21 protein-coding genes and 1 pseudogene are annotated in these 21680 nt (G+C 37.2%); 6 read left to right on the forward strand and 16 right to left on the reverse strand.

The window, feature by feature from the left end; translation table 11 throughout:
* Window positions 1-192: 192 nt before the first annotated feature.
* A complete protein-coding gene (locus QS62_RS09595) occupies window positions 193-1137 on the forward strand; it encodes a site-specific integrase (protein WP_066109389.1) in 945 nt (314 codons plus the stop codon).
* Between the two features lie 70 nt (window positions 1138-1207).
* Here the strand turns inward: QS62_RS09595 and secB are convergent, their stop codons facing one another.
* The 3 genes from secB to QS62_RS09610 form a co-directional block, all read right to left on the reverse strand.
* On the reverse strand, window positions 1208-1732 hold the full coding sequence (secB, locus tag QS62_RS09600) for a protein-export chaperone SecB (RefSeq protein ID WP_066109392.1): 525 nt from the start codon (window positions 1730-1732) through the stop codon (window positions 1208-1210).
* A 24-nt stretch (window positions 1733-1756) separates the two neighbouring features.
* Window positions 1757-2200 carry a rhodanese-like domain-containing protein gene (locus QS62_RS09605; RefSeq protein ID WP_066109396.1) on the reverse strand — a complete coding sequence of 148 codons (444 nt, stop codon included), beginning with the start codon at window positions 2198-2200 and terminating at the stop codon, window positions 1757-1759.
* Between the two features lie 160 nt (window positions 2201-2360).
* Entirely contained in the window at window positions 2361-3044 is a 684-nt protein-coding gene (locus QS62_RS09610) for a 2,3-diphosphoglycerate-dependent phosphoglycerate mutase (protein WP_066109399.1), read from the reverse strand.
* Window positions 3045-3212: 168 nt separating this feature from the next.
* On the opposite strand from QS62_RS09610, the gene envC reads away from it, so the two are divergent.
* The 5 genes from envC (at window position 3213) to ppx (ending at window position 12573) form a co-directional block, all read left to right on the forward strand.
* The gene (gene envC, locus QS62_RS09615; protein WP_082966179.1) at window positions 3213-4439 is read left to right on the forward strand and encodes a murein hydrolase activator EnvC; all 1227 of its coding nucleotides are present in this window, start codon (window positions 3213-3215) and stop codon (window positions 4437-4439) included.
* 13 nt (window positions 4440-4452) lie between these two features.
* Entirely contained in the window at window positions 4453-5280 is an 828-nt protein-coding gene (locus QS62_RS09620; RefSeq protein WP_066109404.1) for a divergent polysaccharide deacetylase family protein, read from the forward strand.
* Window positions 5281-5376: 96 nt separating this feature from the next.
* On the forward strand, window positions 5377-7116 hold the full coding sequence (gene tamA / locus QS62_RS09625) for an autotransporter assembly complex protein TamA (RefSeq protein ID WP_082966180.1): 1740 nt from the start codon (window positions 5377-5379) through the stop codon (window positions 7114-7116).
* On the forward strand, window positions 7113-11069 hold the full coding sequence (tamB, locus tag QS62_RS09630; RefSeq protein ID WP_066109408.1) for an autotransporter assembly complex protein TamB: 3957 nt from the start codon (window positions 7113-7115) through the stop codon (window positions 11067-11069). Before tamA ends, tamB begins: the two co-directional genes overlap by 4 nt.
* A 19-nt stretch (window positions 11070-11088) precedes the next feature.
* Complete coding sequence (ppx, locus tag QS62_RS09635; protein WP_066109411.1) at window positions 11089-12573, forward strand: exopolyphosphatase; 1485 nt, start codon at window positions 11089-11091, stop codon at window positions 12571-12573.
* Between the two features lie 51 nt (window positions 12574-12624).
* On the opposite strand, the gene glpE is transcribed toward ppx, so the two are convergent.
* From glpE to djlA, 13 genes and pseudogenes are all read right to left on the reverse strand, one after another.
* The gene (gene glpE, locus QS62_RS09640; RefSeq protein ID WP_066109414.1) at window positions 12625-12954 is read right to left on the reverse strand and encodes a thiosulfate sulfurtransferase GlpE; all 330 of its coding nucleotides are present in this window, start codon (window positions 12952-12954) and stop codon (window positions 12625-12627) included.
* Between the two features lie 60 nt (window positions 12955-13014).
* A complete protein-coding gene (locus tag QS62_RS09645) occupies window positions 13015-13311 on the reverse strand; it encodes a DUF5374 domain-containing protein (RefSeq protein WP_066109420.1) in 297 nt (98 codons plus the stop codon).
* Entirely contained in the window at window positions 13301-13954 is a 654-nt protein-coding gene (locus QS62_RS09650; RefSeq protein ID WP_066109423.1) for a DUF2572 family protein, read from the reverse strand. The genes QS62_RS09645 and QS62_RS09650 overlap by 11 nt, the downstream gene beginning before the upstream one ends.
* Complete coding sequence (locus QS62_RS09655; RefSeq protein WP_231923705.1) at window positions 13951-14694, reverse strand: prepilin-type N-terminal cleavage/methylation domain-containing protein; 744 nt, start codon at window positions 14692-14694, stop codon at window positions 13951-13953. The genes QS62_RS09650 and QS62_RS09655 overlap by 4 nt, the downstream gene beginning before the upstream one ends.
* Window positions 14651-15199, reverse strand: a complete 549-nt coding sequence (locus tag QS62_RS09660) for a prepilin-type N-terminal cleavage/methylation domain-containing protein (protein ID WP_066109425.1) — start codon at window positions 15197-15199, stop codon at window positions 14651-14653. Before QS62_RS09660 ends, QS62_RS09655 begins: the two co-directional genes overlap by 44 nt.
* Before the next feature lie 129 nt (window positions 15200-15328).
* Complete coding sequence (locus tag QS62_RS09665; protein ID WP_066109428.1) at window positions 15329-15796, reverse strand: ClpXP protease specificity-enhancing factor; 468 nt, start codon at window positions 15794-15796, stop codon at window positions 15329-15331.
* 9 nt (window positions 15797-15805) lie between these two features.
* On the reverse strand, window positions 15806-16444 hold the full coding sequence (sspA, locus tag QS62_RS09670) for a stringent starvation protein SspA (RefSeq protein WP_066109431.1): 639 nt from the start codon (window positions 16442-16444) through the stop codon (window positions 15806-15808).
* 107 nt (window positions 16445-16551) lie between these two features.
* Window positions 16552-17523, reverse strand: a complete 972-nt coding sequence (locus QS62_RS12100; RefSeq protein ID WP_197496294.1) for a sigma 54-interacting transcriptional regulator — start codon at window positions 17521-17523, stop codon at window positions 16552-16554.
* Between the two features lie 402 nt (window positions 17524-17925).
* Window positions 17926-18129 (reverse strand): annotated as a pseudogene (locus QS62_RS12215) (ACT domain-containing protein); the annotation flags it as partial.
* Window positions 18130-18205: 76 nt separating this feature from the next.
* Window positions 18206-18880 (reverse strand): pyrimidine 5'-nucleotidase, encoded by a 675-nt coding sequence (gene yjjG / locus QS62_RS09680; protein ID WP_066109437.1) that lies wholly within the window; start codon window positions 18878-18880, stop codon window positions 18206-18208.
* The gene (gene dusC, locus QS62_RS09685; protein WP_066109440.1) at window positions 18870-19814 is read right to left on the reverse strand and encodes a tRNA dihydrouridine(16) synthase DusC; all 945 of its coding nucleotides are present in this window, start codon (window positions 19812-19814) and stop codon (window positions 18870-18872) included. The genes yjjG and dusC overlap by 11 nt, the downstream gene beginning before the upstream one ends.
* On the reverse strand, window positions 19805-20416 hold the full coding sequence (locus QS62_RS09690) for a DUF2238 domain-containing protein (protein ID WP_066109444.1): 612 nt from the start codon (window positions 20414-20416) through the stop codon (window positions 19805-19807). The genes dusC and QS62_RS09690 overlap by 10 nt, the downstream gene beginning before the upstream one ends.
* Window positions 20416-21291 (reverse strand): co-chaperone DjlA, encoded by an 876-nt coding sequence (gene djlA, locus QS62_RS09695; protein ID WP_066109447.1) that lies wholly within the window; start codon window positions 21289-21291, stop codon window positions 20416-20418. The genes QS62_RS09690 and djlA overlap by 1 nt, the downstream gene beginning before the upstream one ends.
* Window positions 21292-21680: the final 389 nt, after the last annotated feature.

Consider the following 21680-nt stretch of genomic DNA (forward strand, 5'->3'; position numbering starts at 1 on the left):
TCATAAGTGTAAGTTTTCCATCAATTCTTATTTATCAATATCACTGATTTACCAAAATATAAGCCTTGAAAATCCATACAGGAGAAATAATTTCATTACGTTTACTACAAATATACCCACTGTAGTACAACAACAAATTAACTAATTAATTTATCTATCCATTTTCTTACCTATCAGTATTGGGAGATTCCTATGCCAAATTCAAATACATACGATTCAAATGAGTTATTTCATCGTTATTATCAACGTTGGATCACTATTTATAAAGATGGCGCTATCCGTTCCGTTACTATGGCTAAATATCATATGACTCACACTTGGTTAATTCGGCTTGCTCCAAAATTAAGACTATGTGATTTATCTCGAAGTAGTTACCAACAATTATTAAATGATTATGCTGTTACACATGAAAGACAGACAACAATGGATTTTCACCATCAAATCAAAGGAGCAATTCTAGATGCTGTTGACGAGGGACTGATTCAACGAGATCCCACTCGTAAAGCAATTATCAAAGGTAAAACACCTAGAGAGAAAAAAACAAAATATCTTAGTCAGTTTGAATTACAAACATTACTCTACCAATTAGAACTTTATGAACAAATCACATTTGATTGGCTTATTCTATTGATAGCTAAAACGGGATTACGTTTTTCAGAAGCGCTTGCGATCACACCTAGAGATTTTGATTTTGCTCGTCAAACACTCACTATCAATAAAACTTGGGATTACAAAGGGGATGGTGGTTTTTTACCAACAAAAAATAGATCTTCTAATCGAAAAGTACAACTCGATTGGCAAACTATTATCCAATTTTCTCAATTAATAAAAAATAAACCTAGCAATATGCCTATTTTCTTACATGAAGGACAAAAAGTTTATAATTCAACGATTAACGATCTACTTACGAGATACTGTAAACAGGCTCATCTACCAATTATCACGATACACGGCTTACGCCACACACACGCTTCATTACTACTGTTTGCTGGGGTTTCAATAGCAAGTGTAGCTAGACGATTAGGACATGCAAGCATTACCACAACGCAAAAAACATACTTACATATAATTCAAGAACTGGAAAATAAAGATATTGACTTAGTGATGAGATCTTTATCTAGTCTAAATGTTACTTAAACCTAATTACATCAATCACAAAGAAATAAGCGTGGTCATCTCTTGATAAACCACGCTTGTACAAACAATATTAATTCACTGTCGCAGGAGCTTCTTCTTGAGCAGCTTGTTCTGCTTGTTGACGTTGTAAATATTCAATAAATAGTGCATCAAAATTTACTGGTGCAAGATTCAATGCTGGGAAAGTACCACGATTCACTAAATTTGCGACTAATTCACGTACATATGGGAATAACATATTTGGGCATTGTGAAGTTAATGCGTGTGCTAATTGCATTTCTTCTAAACCACTGATTGCAAAAATACCAGCTTGTTTTACTTCACAAATAAACGCAACGGTATCACTACCTTCCAATTTTGTTTCCACAGAAACATGTAACACTACTTCATAAAGATCTTCCGCTAACGCTGTGGTTTCAGTATCAAGATCAAAATTTAAAACTGGTTTCCACTCTTGTTGGAAAAGGTGTGGTAGGTTCGGCGCTTCAAACGAAATATCTTTTACATAGATACGTTGAATTTGCAACACAGGCTGTGCTTGTTGCTCTTCAGTTGCCGCTTGTTGATCGTCTGCTGGTTTATTTTCTTCTGCCATAATTCAGTTCCTTTTTTGCTTATGTTAGTTCTTTTTAACAAGAGGTAAATTTGCCGTTCTCCAGCCTTGGATACCCTCTTTCAATGAATAAACTTGTTTAAACCCTTGTTTATAAAGTTGTTCTGCTGAACCACGTGAAGTAAGTCCTGTCGCACATACTACAATCACCGGAACTTCTTTATACTGCTCTAATTTACCAAGTTTTTGTTGTTTAATTTCGCTTGGTAAGAAATTTTGACTACCTGCAATATGTCCACGCAAAAAGTCGTCAACACTACGTACATCAACAATGATAGCATTTTGTCTATTCACTAATAACGATAAAGTAGCCTGATCAATCTCTTTTGCGCCAGACATAATACTTTTGGCAAATACATAAATTGTTCCAACAAAAACAACAACCCACGCAATTACCATCACTGTATGTTGTGAGGCAAATGCGAGCGCTTTTGGCATAAATTCTTCCATCTATTTAATCTCTTCCTAATACTATTCAAAAAGTCGGATAAGTATAACCTTTCTTAATAGGATTAAACAATCGAAACCTTTCTTTTTATTATGAAAATCCACATAAAAAGAAAGCACCTTCCTGAAATACAGAAAAGTGCTTTTTCAGTTTAATTAATCATTAAAGATAATATTTTTTGAGAACTTTAAGATCATCACTTAATTCATACACTAATGGTTGACCAGTTGGGATTTCAAGATCCATGATACCTTCATCAGAGATACCTTCAATGTGTTTTGCTAATGCACGAAGTGAGTTACCATGTGCAGCAACAAGAACACGTTTACCTGATAAAAGCGCTGGTGCAATTTGATCTTCCCAGAATGGCAATACACGATCTAAAGTAACTTTTAAGTTTTCACAATCTGGTACTACGTCTGCTGGTAAATGTTTATAACGACGATCATTGTGTGCTGAGTTTGGATCATCTTTTGCTAATGCAGGTGGTAATACATCATAAGAACGGCGCCAAATATGAACTTGTTCATCACCATGTTGTTCAGCCGCTTCTTTTTTATTTAAACCTTGTAAACCACCATAGTGACGTTCATTTAAACGCCAAGTTTTAATTTGTGGCACCCATAATTGATTTGATTCTTCTAATACAAGATTACAAGTTTTAATCGCACGGGTTAATACAGAAGTAAAGGCAATATCAAATTCAAAACCAGCTTCTTTTAATTTACGACCTGCTGCTTTTGCTTCTTCAACACCTTTTTCACTTAAATTAACATCACGCCAGCCAGTGAAAAGATTCAACGCATTCCACTCACTTAACCCATGACGAATAAATACTAGTTGCATAATTACTCTCCTAAAAATTAGATCAAAAAACTGCGCCTTTTATAACAAAATTTAGGGCTTTTTAAAATAGAACAACTTCGCTTTTATTGGAATTGCTGATCTTTAGCAAAAAAAACTCTAAAATAATGCGGAATTTTTCTGTTTTTCCTACGAGATCGTTTATTGGTTATGGCTAAGTTTGTTTTTTTATGGCGTAAATCTGCCGTTCTATTATGGAATGTCTTATTCTTCGTAGGCATCACTACAGCCTACGCGGCTAACGATTTACAAAATATCCAACAACAAATTAAGCAACAAGAACATAAAATTGCGCAGCAACAGCAAGAAAAAAGCCAATTACAAACACAATTACAACAGCAACAACAAAAAATTGAACATATCACAAATCAGCTCCAACAGAGCCAAAACGAGTTAAAAAGCTTGAATAAAGATATTCAGGCAACCCAAAAGCAGATCCGTCAATTACAACAACAAGAAAAAACACAAAAAAAACAATTAGAACAGCTGTTAGATTCTGCTTATCGTAAAAACCTGCAACAGCATGAGTTAGAAAAAATGTTTTCTGATGACGCTAGAAATAGTGATCGTATGAATACTTACTATAAGTATTTCAACCAACAAAAGATTGCACTAATTCAAGAGTTGCAACAGACGCAACAACAATTGAAACAGCAACAACAGTTAGCAAAAGAACAGCAACAACAGCAACAACAACAAATTTCACAACAACGCCAACAGCAACGTTCTTTGCAACAAGTGAAAAATGAACATCAATCAACCTTGGCACAACTCAATCGTAGTATTGAGGTGAATCAAGATAAACTGGCTCGCTTGAAAGAGAACGAAAACCGCTTACGCCAAGAAATTCTTGCTGCCGAACGAGCTGCCAAAGAGAAAGAACAACAAGAGCTAGCCTCATTAAAACAGAAACAAAAACAAGCTGAAGAAAAACATCAAGATTATCGCCCTAGTGAAAGAGAACAACAGCTTGTTGGACGTGGTAATGGTTTAGGATCAGCAAAACGTCAATATGCAATGCCAGTTTCAGGTAGAATCACCAATCGTTTTGGTTCGATTCAAATGGGGGAAATTCGTTGGAAAGGGATCGTGATCCAAGCTAGTCGAGGTGCTAGTGTCCATGCAATTGCTCCAGGTAAAGTGATTCTCGCTAATCGTTTGCAAGGCTACGGTTTAGTGATTGTCATTGATCATGGTAGAGGCGATATGAGTATTTATGGCTATAATAATGCTCTAAATGTTAGAAACGGTGATGTTGTTCGTGCTGGTGAAACCATTGCTCAAGTAGGGCAAAGTGAAGATGGTCGTCATGCTGCGCTCTATTTTGAAATTCGCCGTCAAGGTGAACCAGTCAACCCTGCTCGCTGGTTAAAGTAATATCGGATAGGTTATGAAGAATTGGATACGTTATATCATCTTAATACTCTTTTGCTTACCTTTTGCACAACTATCGCACGCGGCAAGAATAGCAATTGTGATCGATGATATTGGCTATCGTGTCCATGAAGATAACGAAATTTATGCTTTACCTTTAGCTGTTAATGTTGCCATTATTCCAAGTGCACCACACGCTAAAGCCCGAGCACAGCAAGCTCAACGCCAAGGTAGAGATACATTGATTCATATGCCAATGCAACCAAAAGGTAATCTAAAATTAGAACCAAATGGCTTAATTCTAGGTTTATCTGCTGCCGAAGTTGCCCATCGCGTCGATCTTGCTCAACACATCATTCCAAATGCTATCGGTATGAATAATCATATGGGCAGCGCTGCCACCACCAATCTACCGTTAATGACATCATTAATGCAGCAACTTGCGCAAAGAGGACTCTCTTTTTTAGATAGCAAAACTATTGGCAGCAGTGTTGCCGATAAAGTTGGTAAAACTTATGGTGTACCTGTGTTAGAACGTAATATTTTCTTAGATGATGATAATGAATACACCAGTGTATTAACCCAATTTCATAAAGCACTTCAATATGCTCGCAAACATGGTACGGCAATTGTTATTGGTCATCCGCGCAAAAATACGATAGCAGTGTTAAAACAACAGTTATTTCAATTGCCATCTGATATTCAATTAGTGCGAATCAGCCAACTTTGGCAACAATCTCCAGAGCTTATCCAACCATTTATTTTATGGTTTAGTGATATTCCAGCCCCAACCTCACAACCACCATTTCATTTTCAGGAAAATTTAAGAGGTATTCCTCAGTAAATTTCTTATAGATCCTTGAAAATTCAGCTATATATTGCTAACGTTGGCAAGCATTAACGCCAGTATATGATTTAGACATTACAAAGGATTAGAAAAATGCAGTGGAACAAATCCTTTTATTCTGCCCTACTTGGGCTATGCATTTTCACCAATGCAATGGCTGATAGAGCTATCGAATTACAAGTGAAAGGAATCAACGATAAAAAAGCCTATAACAACGTAACCGTTCACCTTTCAACACTTAAAGATATTCCCGTTGAAGACTCCGATCGTTATCACTACTTAGCAAACAAAGCAATTGGTGAGGCATTACGTGCTGTCGGTTATTTTAATAGTCAAATCAGCTATCAATTTGTGCCTCAACCAAATAAGGCAAAAGATTTATTGATTGCGAATGTTAAATTGGATAACCCAGTCAAAATTGCAGAAACACAAGTCCAAATTCTTGGCGAAGCGGAACAAGATGAAAATTTTTTAGCGCTAAAAAAACAATTGCCAAAAAATGGAGAAATCTTAGATCAAGGTGTCTATGATGATTATAAAGCGCAGCTAGAAAAAACAGCATTAGCTAAGGGTTATTTTGATTCGCAATTCTTAACTCACCGTTTAGCGATCATTCCATCAGTTTATGAAGCTTACTGGCAATTAACCTTTGATAGCGGTAAACGTTATCATTATGGCAATATCAGCTTTAAAAGCTCACAAATTAAAGACGCCTATTTGCACAATATTCTCAATATTCACCAAGGCGATCCTTATTTTATTAATGACCTTTCTGAATTAAGCACTGACCTTTCGGCAAGTAACTGGTTTAAATCAGTGCTGGTACAGCCAAATGTCAATAAGCAGACGAAAAAAGTCGATCTGGAAGTATTAGTACAACCACGTTTAAAAAACAGCTATGAAGTCGGGATCGGTTACGGTACTGACATAGGCCCTCGCCTACAATTTGGTTGGAATAAACCATGGATTAATAGTCGTGGTCATAGTTTCTCTTCTCGCTTCTATATTTCAGACCCGAAAAAAACTATCGAAGCTACTTATAAAATTCCTTTACTGAAAAATCCGTTGAATTATTACTATGAAATTTCAACCGGGTATGAAGAAGAGAATGACAACGATACCCAAACCTCAGGGCTAAATGCGGCAATTTTACGTTATTGGAATCGCGAAACGGGTTGGCAAAACTCTTTCGGTGTCAGAGCCCGTTACGATAACTTTACCCAAGCTGGTATCTCCAATCACACTTTATTAATTTACCCAACAGCTGGTTTTAACCGTACTCGCATGCGTGGCGGTCTTTTCCCTTATTGGGGAGATTCACAAAAAATCACCCTTAACTGGGGTAATAAATTATTTGGTTCAGAAGTCGATTTCTATTCTGCTCTCGCCTCTACTTCATGGATTCGCACTTATTACGATAATCATCGTTTTTTAGTGCGTGCAGAAGTTGGTTACATCTCCACTAAAAGTTTTGAGAAAATTCCACCAGCATTACGTTTCTTTGCTGGGGGCGATCGCAGTGTAAGAGGTTATGGTTATCATAAAATTTCTCCGCGAGATGCAGGCAACAAGCTAGTTGGTGGTAATCGACTCTTCACTTCTAGTGTTGAATATCAATATCAAGTGTATCCAAAATGGTGGGGAGCAATGTTCTATGATACTGGTTTCGCCGCAAATAAATTCTCTTTTGCTGAATTACGCAAAGGTGCGGGAATTGGCGTACGTTGGAATTCGCCAATTGGTGCGGTGAAATTTGATATCGCTACCCCAATTAACGATAAAGATAATAGTAAAAATATTGAATTTTATATTGGCATAGGATCAGAACTGTGAAAGAACAAGAACAACAAACGCCAACTACTACTGAAACAACATCTTCGCCAACAGTTAAAAAGAGCAAAACTCGTCGTGTCATTAAATGGCTTATTTGGGTGTTAGCCATCGTATTATTATTCATTATTTTGAGCGTATTTACTTTATTAAAAAGCCAAAATGCGCAACAGAAACTTATTTCATTTATCGACGAACAACTTAACGACTTAACGATCGAACAAATTAGCGGTAACTTGCAACAAGGATTGCAATTAGATCACGTTAGTTATCGCACTAATGGCATTGATGTTAATGTTGCGCAAGCACGTTTACAGCTTGACACCGATTGTCTATGGCATGCAGATATTTGCATTAATCAAATTAAACTTGTTGAACCTAATATTGCAATTGATACTTCACAACTCAGCAAAACAGAACAACAAGATCAAGATAGCAACACTGCTTTTGTAATGCCGCTTAATATTGACCTACAACAGCTAGAAATTGATAAACTTAACTTCAAACTCGATAATCAAGTATTCAAATTAGCGCATTTTGCCACTGGTTTACAGGCAACTACAGCCAACCATTTTCGACTTTTACCAACAGAAATTAATGGTTTGCAATGGTTAGAAACTATGCAAAAGGAGAGCAATATTCCTTTAGTATCACCTGAAGCCGAACAAACAACGCAAACAAATAAACCAACTGACTGGGACGCGATAAAACAACAATTGCAACAACCGATCTTGGATAAAGAAACACCATTCCATTTACCTGTTACCTTTACTATTGAAAATTTAGCGGCGAAAGATTGGTTATATCAGAAACGTTCTGCCAGCGGTGAGATACTGTCAGAAATAAAAATTCCATCGCTTGCAATCCAAGCAACGGCAGATCAACAACAAGTCAAAATTACCACATTACAGCTAAACAGCTCTATCCTAGACCTTAATGGTACAGGGTTACTCCAGCAACAAACAAATTACCCATTACAGCTAGATTTAACTGGTAAATTACATCAACAAACTGAGAAAAATGGGCAAAAAAATGCACCAGTAATCTTACCTGAAACAAATTTCACTATCAGTGCCAACGGTGCTTTATATGATCAGTTAAATACGGCTATCACTATTAAAGGACTGGCTGATGCGACCCTAAATGCACAACTTAACTTAGCACAACCAAAATTGCCTTTAAACGTCGATTTGGCTATTCAGCAAGCTAAGTATCCGCTCTATTTACCAAAAGAGGCTAATCCAGCTACTGATCAAATTCGTCTGGTGAAAACGCACTTAAATGTCACTGGTGATCTAATTAATTATCAAGCCAATCTGCAAGGTAACGTAGAAGGTATGCATTCACCAACTGTGGATGTTGATCTCAAAGGTGATGGCTCGATTGATCAATTTACTATTCAACAAGCAGCACTTTCCGGCCTTAATGGTAATGTTAATTTACAAGGTGATGTTTCTTGGCAAAATGGTGTCGCGTGGGATAGCCAACTAGAGTTACAACATTTAAATGTGTATCGCTATTTCCATAGTGTTGATTGGTTAGCTACTTTATCAGGAAAACTAGCTTCATCAGGAAAAGTGGATGCACAAGGTTGGCAAGTAAATGTTCCAATCATTGATCTCACTGGTGATGCTAACAATAAACCTATTATGATTAAAGGCGATATCGCACTAAGCAATGAAATTCCATTACTTAGCCAATATTTTGATTTCCGTTATGGCGATAACCAAATTGCCTTTAATGGTAAATTAGCAAAAGATTCGCAGTTCAACCTCACCATTAATGCACCGAATTTGGCTGGACTTTATAAAGGTTTAGACGCTGCTGCCAAAGGAACAGCGCACATCACTGGCGATATCCAACAACCAGAATTGGATCTCGATCTAACGATTCCACATCTACGCTTTGCTAATTTATTACTACAAAAAGCGGCTATTAAGGGTAAGATCCAAAGTGATCAACAAAATCTGCGTGGTAACCTTGATCTCGCGTTGAATCAATTTAAATATGGTGAAAGTGTACAACTTTCGCAAATTGATATTAAAGCGAACGGCGATGAACATCAGCATAAATTACAAGTTCGTTCACAGGGCAAACCAGCATCCATTGATCTTGATTTACAAGGAAACTTTGATCGAGCTGCACAAACTTGGCAAGGGCAATTAACCAACACTCAACTCGATACGTTAATTGGTAAGTTTACTGCCGATAAAGCAATTAAAATCAATTATCTACATAAAGATACGCAAGCCAAAATTTCTGCTCATTGTTGGCAAAACAATAGCTTACCGCTCTGTTTTCCTCAACAATTTACCGCAGGCGCTGACGGTCATATTCCATTTAAATTACAGCACGCCAATTTAGCGTTCTTAAAACAATTTTTAACCGACAACACCAAATTAGAATCACAATTTGATTTAGATGGTGAAGTCAATTGGTATCAAGATAAACCGTTTGACCTAACCTTACATTTAGATAGTTCTCGTTTAGCGTTATTACAAAAAATAGACTATCGTCAATTTAATCTCGAACTCAATAAATTATCGTTAGATGGAAAGATTAAAGATAATAAATTAACTGCGAAAAGTGAGATTAAGATTCGCGACAATGGTGCAATTAACACTGATTTATCCATCAATGATTTAATGAGCAATCAAAAACTTGGCGGCACGATCAAAATTACTGATTTACAACTCTCTTTGATTAAGCAATTACTGAATGCTGGTGACCGCCTAAATGGCAATATTAATGCTAATCTTAGTTTAGCCGGTAATCTCACTGATCCTCTGCTGCATGGCAAATTATCATTAACTCGTTTAACTAGCTCTATGCCAGCTTTACCATTCACAATTACTGATGGTTTTGCTGACTTAGATTTTAACGGCAATCGATCTACTATGAATGGTGAAATCGTCACCAAGGAAGGTACCTTACGCCTACGTGGCGATAGCGATTGGAGAGTATTAAATCATTGGCAAGCAAATCTTGCCGCCACATCCGATCAATTTTCCTTAACGATTCCAGAAATGGCAAAACTCACTATCGTGCCAGATATCCATTTACACGCACAACCAAACCATCTCAACATTGAAGGGAAAGTTGACGTACCTTTTGCCAATATTGAAATCGAACAATTACCTGACAGCGCTATTGGGGTCAGTGATGATGAAGTGATTCTAGAACAACATCCTAAACTATCAGCTAAACAACGCTTGGAACAATTTAGTGAAAAAAGTAATGCCTTTCTATCCACTGATATTACGATCAATCTCGGACAGCGAGTCAGAGTCAGCGCTTATGGCTTAAAAAGTCAGTTAGAAGGAGTGTTAAATGTTCGTCAACAAGATAACCAACTTGGTCTATTCGGACAAATTCATCTACTCAACGGTCGCTATGCCTCCTTTGGTCAAGATTTATTGATCCGTAAAGGTGAAATTATCTTCTCTGGCTTACCATCGCAACCGACATTGAATATCGAAGCGATTCGTAATCCAAATGCAATGGAAACCACTACTGTTACCGCTGGTATTAGAGTTTCGGGTTTAGCAGAATCACCAACGATTCAAGTTTTCTCTGAACCTTCTATGTCACAAGATAATGCTTTATCTTACTTATTAACTGGCCGCGCATTGTCCTCTGAAAATACTGGTTCCAGTGCTTCTTTAGGCGCTGCTTTAATCAGTATGAGTCTATCAAAAACAGGGAAAATGGTAGGACAAATTGGCGAAACTTTCGGCATCAAAAACCTTAATTTAGAAACGCAAGGATTAGGCGATCAATCACAAGTCGTAGTAAGCGGCTATATAACACCTCGCTTGCAAGTCAAATATGGTGTTGGATTGTTCGAACCGTTAGCAGAATTGACGCTTCGCTATCGCTTATTGCCAAAATTATATTTACAATCAGTATCTGGAACATCACAAGCTGTTGATCTTCTATACCAATTTGAACATTAAGACACACAGGTAAATTATTATGAAAGAAATCGCCGTCGTAGATCTCGGATCAAACAGTTTCCATATGATTGTTGCCCGCATTGTCAACGGCTCAATCCAAATTCTTTCCAGACTAAAACAAAAAGTACAATTAGCCGAAGGATTAGATAAAGATCAAGTTCTAAGCCAACAAGCCATTGATCGTGGTGTTGCTTGTCTTGCGCTTTTTTCTGAACGTTTACAAGGATTCCCAGCGGAAAATGTTCAAGTTATTGGTACTTACACATTACGTCGTGCAGTCAATAGTGACGAATTTTTACAACAAGCGGCGCGTGTTTTCCCTTATAAAATTAATATCATTTCTGGACAGCAAGAAGCGAAATTGATTTATGCTGGTGTTTCACATACACAGCCAGAAAAAGGTCGGAAATTAGTGATTGATATCGGTGGCGGTTCAACTGAAATGATTATTGGAGATGATTTCACACCATTAATTGCCGAAAGCCGTCATATGGGTTGTGTCAGTTTTGCCAAACGCTTCTTTGCTGATGGCAAATTAAGTGCTGAACGCTTCCAGCAAGCTAAGCAATGTGCTTTGGAAAAAATTGAAGATCTTGCTTGGGAATATCGCCAATTGGGTTGGGAAGCGACTTTAGGTTCATCTGGTACAATCAAAACAGTCAGTGAAGTGCTGCTCGCGTTACATTTTAAAGATGGTTTAATTACGTTGCCGCGCTTAAATGAATTAGTAGAACGTACGCTAAAAGCAGAACATTTTAGCCAAATTCATTTACCGGGATTACATCATAATCGTATTGACGTCTTTGTCCCTGGTCTAGCGATTCTCGTTGCCCTATTTGAAAACTTCCAGATTAAAGCAATGCGCTACTCAGACGGTGCGGTGCGAGAAGGAGTAATGTATAACTTTGAAGATAAATTTAGAGTAAGTAATATTCGCGAACGTACCGTTAATAGTTTAAATCAACAATTTAATCTCGATCGTGAACAGGCAGCACGAGTTGCGCATATTGCACAAATGTTGGCAAATCAATTTAACTCCTGGAAAGAAGAAAAATTCGCTTATGAATTACGCCAAATCCTTTTCTACGCTGCACTAACCCACGAAGTCGGTATTGTCATTAATCATCGCAATGTACAAAAACATTCTGCCTATATCTTACAGAATACTGAACTACCCGGTTTCGATAGTGAACAACAACGTTTACTCGCTATTTTGGCACGATTCCATACTGGTATTTTTAGAATTGCAGATATTCCTGATTGTTATCGCTATAACAATGAAGATGTGTTGGCACTAATTTTATTGCTACGTTTTGCTGTTCTATTTAATAAAACACGACAAGCCACTGAACAAGCTGAAATTAGTTTATCTACTAACTCGACACAAAAATGGCAGTTACTCTTTCCAACTAATTATCTTGCACGTAATCCACTGCTACAAACGGAATTACAACAAGAGCAAAAATTCCTTGCTTCACTAGGGATTACATTAAGCTACTATTAGCGCATAAAAAAGCACTACATTTATTATTAGTTGTAGTGCTTTTTACTAAGCTTACTCCAAACCAGACTCAACTGGTAAATCAGCTTTAACCCAAGCGTCAAATCCACCTCTAACGCTATATACTTCATCAAAACCTTGTTCGACTAAGAATTGCGCCACATTGCGGCTGCTGTTACCATGATAACAAATCACCACGATCGGAACATCAAAGTCATAACGATCGCAAAACTCACCATAACTTTGATTAGTTAAATGAAAAGCATCTTGAGGATGACTATAAGCAAAACGTTGGATATCTCGTACATCAACTAATGCAGCTTGCTGTTGTTGAATTAATTGCCACGCATCAGCTGCTTCAATCTCTTTAAACGTTTCTGACATAAATGCTCCTTGTTGATAAAATGGCACTTATTATACTGATCATGAAACAAAACGATAACATTATCCGTAAATTTTTACTTGCCCTAACGGATATTCAACAATAATCATATCCGCCTCACAACGAATCAGAAAAGTCACCTTATTTTGTGTTACTTGAGGTTGGCAAGATTGCTCCAACAATTGCAATGTTTGTTGATTTTCTGCAATTTGTAGTGCTTGGGCATATTGCCATAACTTAGCTGTTTGTTGCTGCTGTTGATTTAACCAACGTTGCCCAGTTAATAACATTACTGACAGAAAACTTAATACCACTACTATTTCCATCAAAGTATGCCCTTTCTGGAAATTAGAAATCATGCCAACCTCCTTTTGCCACTCGCCAATGTGAGAATTGAGCATCTAGGTTATTTACAATTGATGAACTAAATTCGATCTTGACCTTATTGCCTAATATAACCTTCTGATCGCTAATAATAGCGCCGACAATTTTCCCTTTTCCGTCTATCTTCAAATCGGCATTACTAATCACAACACCATAAATTGTTCCATCTAATTGCCACACTGTTGGCTGATCAATAATCCATAATAGTGGTTGATGTAACGAGGTATAAATTGGTTCATCATATACTGGCTGAGTTATCAAATAGTGAGAATTTAAATATTTTGCTCTTGGTTGATTTTGTTTTGCCTTCGGTAACTCAATAAACAGAGCCTCTTTTAAACAATCAACATAAAAAATTGCCGCAGTATGCTTACCCGTTACCGTCAGCTCCTCACTAAATGCACTCTCTTTAGCTGTTATTGGCTGACAAAGTTGTGCATATTGTTGTTGATATTGACGAAACAATTTCCTTTGCATCGTCAGATCACTATTTCTTGCTAATAAACCGCGTTGATAAAAATGTAAGCTATCTTGATGAAGCCATAACAATAACAAACTTAAGCTACCTAATACTAATATCGTTAACAAACTGAAATAGCCTGAATAATACCCTCTCATTCAGCGACCTCATTGAGCAAAGGAACAAGTGCAGTTGCTTGATAACTTAACGTTGGCTCCGAACGCAGCGATACTGTTAAACCAATACTAAGTCCTCGCTGTTCAGCCAACCATCGAAAAGCTAACTCTCTCACCATATAACGTTGATCAAAAAATTTTGACCAACCTTTGCTGTAACAACTTGGATTATTTATATGTCGTTGGCAGTTAGCAGTAGTACAATTTTCATTAATCGTTCCTGCAAACATAAATAGCATTTCTAGATTTCCTGCAGCTAACCGATAACCAAACAACTCTTTTTGGATATTTTGACTGTTATTTTGTGCACCGATCGTACAGGCCGTATTGCTATTTTGATTGCCTATGCAGCCATCTTTATTCAGATCATAAAAAAACATAGCGCATTGATAGTAATCTTGCTTCGGTAGATTGAGTGTCAAACTACGTTTTTGCCATTGAAATAACAATAAATTATGCTGAGATTTTGGGAAATGGTATCCACTGCGGCGCAGATCCTTGCTCATCAATTGTAACGCACTATGGACAGCCTGCTGTAACTGTAATTGTTGTTGTCGTTGTTCTTGTTGACGATAAAGATACAATACCCAATTCGATAAAATCATCATTAGCAGACAAGCAATTGCCAACGTCACCAACAATTCCGGTAAAGTGACACCCAATAGAAAAGGTGTTGTTTTACGAGGCATAGGATAAACAGGCACTGGTTGTTTCTTGATCATCAACTTTTACCTCACCGAATCCACTGTATTTAAAAACGATTTTTTGAGGCTGATTGCTATTCTGCAGTTGCAAGATAAAACAGCTATTACGCATGGTATTGCGTGTGCTATTAAACACTGTTAAAGGTTGTGGATAAGTGTATTTCGTATGAAAACTGATGTTATTGCTGCTATAAGGAAAATAGACGAGATTATTCGCTTGATTACAAGTAGCTAAATGAAAACAATCACAAGGAGTGGAATTCTCCTTTTCTTGTTGTGCTAATAAACACCAACGGCGACGATCTGGAGAAATACTTACTCGCAATCCCCAACTGCCCATTGATGTATTTGCTCGTTGTTGCACTTGTGCTAAATATTGTTTTAAACGCCATTGTTCGATATACAGTTTTAATTGAGAATTAAATTGCTGCCAAGTCGGTGTCAGCCATAACCACGATAATGCCAAAATCAAAATCACAGTTAATACTTCAACTAACGTGAATCCAGTATGATATTTCTGCATTATCCTTCTCCTCTATAACGAGGATACAATAATAGACCGCTCAGAAAACCTTTATCGTAAGATGAGTAAATTGTGATGATGCTCGAGGAAATAAAAAAATGCCGCAATCAATTGCGGCATAATGGAGGATTAATCAAGAACACGTAAATGCGATGTTTTTTTCTCGCTTTTCTTCTCTTTTTTCTGTTCTGTGTCTTGTGAAGTCTTAGGATTATCAACTATCTGATGAAAACCGATTGGTTGTTCAGTATCAAGGTATTCAATATCATACGCATCTTCAGGTTCAAACATCACGCCATCCCCATTTTCACGTGCATAAATCGCCATTGCTGCTCCCAATGGAATCACAATATGGCGAATAACACCTTGAAATCTAGCACTAAAACGAATCTCTTCATTACCTAATGAAAGATTACCTACTGCATTCGGTGATAAATTCAACACAATTTGACCATCACGAACATATTCAACAGGAACATCAACATTCGGATAGTCTGCATCAACGACCAAATAAGGTGTTAATTCGTTATCTACTAACCAATCAAAATAAGCACGTAACAGATATGGTCGTTTTGGTTTTGGCGTAATTGTTGCCATAACTAATCCTTACTTATCATCCATAATATTAAGAGCTGCACTATTTCCTAATGATTTAGCAAAGCTATCACGTGAAAAGACTTTATTCATATAGCCTTTAATTGCTTTACTACCTGCACCACTAAATTCCACACCTAATAATTGCAACTGCCAAAATAATGGCGCTAAATAGCAATCCACCAAACTAAATTCATCGCTCATAAAATAAGTATATTGTGAAAATACTGGCGCTATCGCTAATAACTCTTCTCTCAATTGTTTTTTCGCCGCTGCTGATTCTGGATGAGTTTCATCTTTTGCTTTAGCAAAAAGTGGATACCAGTCATTTTCAATACGCTGCATCAATAAACGACATTGTGCTCTCGCAACTGGATAAACAGGCATCAATGGTGGGTGCGGGAAACGTTCATCAAGATATTCCATAATAATACGTGAATTAAATAGTACTAATTCACGATCAACTAAAGTTGGTAAACTACCAGTTGGATTGAGTTCTAATAAATCTTCTGAGATGTCGCCTGGTTCGATATTTTCAGTTTCATAGGCTACGCCTTTTTCGGCTAAAACAATTTTGACTTGATGGCTATAAATATCATTTTTATCTGAAAAAAGGGTCATGATTGAACGTCTATTCGCTGCTACCGTCATTTATTCCTCCGCTAATTATGGGTTAATGCCAGCTACCCAGAAAAATCAAAAAATTTGACCGTCTATTCTAGCATATTTTGTCATCATACTGTTATAGCTAATTTAGACTACTTGGTAATTCCATACTGACGTAATTTATTCGCAATGGCAGTATGTGAAATACCTAGATGTTGCGCCAATTTTCTGGTACTCGGATATTCTGCATAAAACTTTTGCAAAATTGCCGCTTCAAAACGTCCTAACATTTCCTCTAAAGTGGCGCCCTCAAATTGCTCCAAATTAAAATTACTAATAATACGATCTTGTAAATGTAAGCCAGCAATCTGTAACTGCCCATTTTCTACTAACGAACAAGCACGATACAGTGCGTTATAAAGCTCCCGTACATTGCCAGCCCAAGCATACTTTTGTAAAAAGGCAATAAACTCTGTTGAATAGTGCGGTTGAGGAATCCCTAATTCAGCAGCAATATGTTTCACAAATTGTGCAACTAATCCTGGGATATCTTCTTGTCGTTCTCGCAATGGCGGAATCGTCAATGCCAGCACATTTAGACGATGATACAGATCCTCTCGCAAGACACCTTGCTCAACATAAGTTGATAACGGCTCTTGTGTAGTACAAATCACCCTAACATTAACATAATGTTCTTGTTCTTCACCGACGCGACGGAAAGTACCATCATGTAGAAAACGTAATAATTTTGCCTGCATTGGCAAAGATAATTCAGCAATGTTATCTAACAGCACTGTACCTTGATCCGCATATTCAAAAAAGCCAATACTTTGACGCTCATTGGTATGATAACCAAACATCTCTGCTTCGGTATCCTCTGGCGGTAATCCAGCACAATTTACAGCAATAAATTTTTGATCACGACGATTGCTTAAATTGTGGCACGCCTTGGCAATAAATTCCTTACCTGTACCTGTTTCCCCTTGGATCAATAAAGGTGCATCAGAAAATGCGAATTTTTTCGCTAATTCGACTAATTCCGCCATTTTTCTACTTTTTGCCACCACTTCAGCAAAAGTATTGCTGTGATAAGCATTAAATTGTTGCGGATCAATACGTAACATATCAAAGGATTGCAGGGTAACCACACTACCCACAAATACTTGGTCAGTTTCCTTAAAAGTTAAGGGCAATACATCCATGCGCCATTGTTGATCGTCTAATTGAATTTGATGGGAAAGTGCGATTGATAAATGATCTTGTTGTGATTGTTGTAGGAAATCTTTATACCAAGTGGCTTGTTGTAATAAAGGCAGCGCATCCGCTAATAGAGAATTTTGCAAGGAGAGTGCTTTAGGCTTTTTTTCTTGCAAATAGGGTAATAATAGTTTGCTAGCTAATTGATTAGCGAATTCAATTTTACCCGCCAAATCAATCGATAAAATCGGGTGTGGTAATGATTCAAATAAAGCATTTAATTCAATCGCTTTGCGTTCATAAGGTAGGTAATCTAAACGTGAAACTGCGCTAACACCAGCAATATCGCGTAACTTATCGATCAAATATTCTGTTTGAAACGCTGCAATGTCTTCAATCTTCAAATAGATGAAGCCATTTTTATCAACTTTTTTTAACTCAATCCCTTCTAAGTTGATTTGCTCTTTTGCTAATAAATCAAGAACTTCTTTTGCGACACCAATTCGATCAACACAAGCTATTGCAAAACGCATTATCTGCCTCCTTATTTCTGCACTGCGCTATCATACATTGTAGCTGTACAGAAATAAAGACAGCGTAAAGAAAAGTTTACGAATTTTCAACCACTTGCAATAAATCAGCAATACGTGGAATTTGATAAGTTGGTTTAATTTCGGTTAGATTTTCACGCCCATGATCTAACCAACAGGTATCTAAGCCGACATTATTACCGCCTAAAATATCCGACTCTAAAGTATCACCAACAACTAATACTTGTTTCGTATCTTTAGGACTGGCCAGCTCCAACGCATGGCGGAAAAATTGTGGATTTGGTTTAGATACGCCAATCTCTTCTGAAACGACAACAAACTCAAAATAATCGCTTAATCCTGTTTTATTAAGGCGTAATTGCTGCATTGCCGTAAAGCCATTGGTAATAATGGCTAATTTAGACCGTTGATGTAATCGTTGTAACATTTCCACGACACCATCCAACGGACGACACACCTCTGCCATTGATAATAAAAAACCATGATTTAGATCAGCTGGTTTTACCGCTAAACGTTTACCCCATTCCGCAAAACGACTCTCTTGCAAGGTTTTCGCATCAATCTTGCCATCTTGATAAGCTACCCATAATGGCTTATTAAGCTGTTGATATTCTTTAAAATCTTCTTCAGTAAAATCAACATTATAGTGTGCAAACAGTTGCTTCAATCCAGCAAATGAGTCAAACGAGAATAGGGTTTCATCAGCATCAAACAAAATCCAGTTATATTTCATTTTCTTCTCTATTTAATACTATTTTTAATTCTTCTGTTGTCGTACAGCTTTTAATTTTGTCAAATAAAGCCGCTGCTTCAATATAATCTTTCAGCAAAAATCTTAACCACTGCTTAATTCTTGCTAAATGATAAAAACCACTATCCCACTGATTTTCTACCTGACTATAATGTTGCAACAACTCCACCACATAACGCCAAGCTAACGGTGCCGCTTGATGTTTAATTACTTCACTCAAATTGGGAATTTGCAAAGCACCACGAGCAACCATTAAATCGCTACAACCTGTAATGTCTAAACAACTTTTCGCATCTTGCCAGTTAAAAATTTCACCATTGGCGATCACAGGAATCGACAGGTATTGACGAATTTCTCCAATTTTTTGCCAATCAATACGGTCAGCACGATAACCATCCATTTTAGTGCGGCCATGCACTGCAATTTCATCAGCGCCACCTTGTTGTACTGCATCTGCAATATCTAAGGCAAATGTCTTCTCTTCCCAGCCTAAACGAATTTTTACACTTAATGTATGCGAAGTTCCAATTGCCGCACGAATCGCTTTTGTCGCCTGATAAATTAATTCTGGTTGCTTTAATAAACTGGCGCCACCACAGCTACCATTGACTGTTTTTGATGGACAACCACAGTTGAGATCTATGCCATGTGATCCTAAGTTAATTGCCAAATGTGCATTTTCCGCCAACCATTCTGGCTCTTGCCCCAATAATTGCACTCTTACAGGCGTTCCGCTTGCAGTGTAGCCTTGATTTTGCAGTTCTGGACAAAGGCGATAATAAACTTTCTTTGGTAAACATTGATTAACCACTCTGACAAATTCCGAAACACAGAGATCATAGCAGTTAAATGTGGTTAATAATTGGCGCATAAACGGATCCAATACGCCTTGCATTGGAGCTAAAATTACGCGCATTTTTTATCTGGTCTTTGCCAATAGAACAACATTAATGCCGTTATTGCACCCAAAGTATCTGCCAACATATCTTTTTGTGCATCCCAAATATCACCTTGAGAACCTAAGAAAGCAATTCCTGCATCTCCGCCTTCTTGTACTGCGTATTGCCACTCAATAATCTCATAAGCAGCCGCAATACTCATTATTGAGAAAAGGCCAAATAAACCAGCAGTAATCACATTCGCCCAACGTTTACGCACTAATAATTCAGCAATCGGAAAACTATAAAAACCAATAATATAATGTGCAACGCGGTCAAAATGGTTGCGGCCTTCACCTAACCAACCCGATAACAACTCACTTCCCCAATTAAAAGGAACTCGCTCAAAAGTATAATGTGCACCAATAGTGTGCATAATTAGCCAACCACTCATTAGTACATAAGCGAAAGTACTAAATTGAAATTTAGGATAAGTGACAATTAATAACAAAAACACCAATATTACCGGCACCATTTCGGCAATCCAAACTTCTCGCGAATAAGGTTGGATAAATGACCAAATCATTAAAATGGCAATAAAAATTGCTAAAATTTTTGGAAATATTGGTGTTGATTTCATTATTTTTTCCACCCTTTTACTTTACAAATCAAATCATAAGCTGCTTGAATTTGTTGTGCTTTTTCTTTTGCCATTTCCATCATCTCTTCTGGTAAGCCTTTCGCGACTAATTTATCTGGATGATGTTCATTCATTAATTTACGATAAGCACGTTTTACCACTTCACGTTCATCATTAGCAGACACTCCCAGTACTCGATAGGCATCTTCTAATGTTGGGCCTGATGAACTTTGTCTTGCCCCTTGATAACCGCCACCAGATTGTTGTTGATAACCTTGCTGTTGATATTGCTGATATTGATAGTAAAAGCCACCACCTTGTGAGAATTGGCGCGCCGCATAAATCATTGCCAGCATTTGTTCAAATTGGAAAGAAGAATAGCCAAGTTCTTCAGCAACAATAAACAACACTTCTTTCTCATTTGGGTGTAATTCTTGATCACTCAATGCTACTTGAATTTGAATTTCTAAGAACATTCTCAACAGATCTTTGCGTTCACCACAACCAACACGAAACTCTCTAATCGCTTGACGAATTGGAAAATCTGTTGCTTTACCACGAGTAAAAGCTTCTTGTGCCAATTGACGTTGATCTGCACTTAGTTGCATACGATCCATAATTGCAGTAGCCAATTGGATATCTTCGTTGGTAACTCTGCCTTTTGCTTTACTTAAATGTCCCATTACCGCAAAAGTAGTCTGCATAAATAGCGACTGACGTGATACCTTGTGGCCAAATAAAGAAGAGGCTACATTGCCTAATTCATATAATTTTTTATCTGCTAAATGGCCTAAAAATGCGCCAAAAATTGCACCAAAAAAACCACCGAATTTAAAACCAACAATTACGCCTATTAATTTACCGATAAAATTCATATTTTTCCTTTTTTCGCGAGGTCAAGAAATTCGCTATTCTACTCCACAATCTATCATCGTGGAATGAAATAACACTGAAAGATTTAGCTTATTTCGACTTAAATTTGTCAATAAAAAGAATGCAAGCAATTATAGCTAGAGAAAATTAGAATTTTTTTAGTAATCAGTTTGTATGATTTTATAAACCGGGAAATTAATCATACTCTTCAAAAAGAGCCTGTTTATTGACAAAGTCAATTATAAAACTTTGTGCTAAATTATTTCTTATCTACAATTTAAGTTTCGCCCTAAAGAGCGACTTCATTTTATTCGCCAGTGAACTTTGTTCACTGGCTCACCCTAACGGGCCGTTGCAAGCAACGTTCAAAAAGCTAATGCTTTTTGTCATT

It is taken from the genome of Gallibacterium salpingitidis (assembly GCF_001678495.1).
Lineage (GTDB): Bacteria > Pseudomonadota > Gammaproteobacteria > Enterobacterales > Pasteurellaceae > Gallibacterium > Gallibacterium salpingitidis.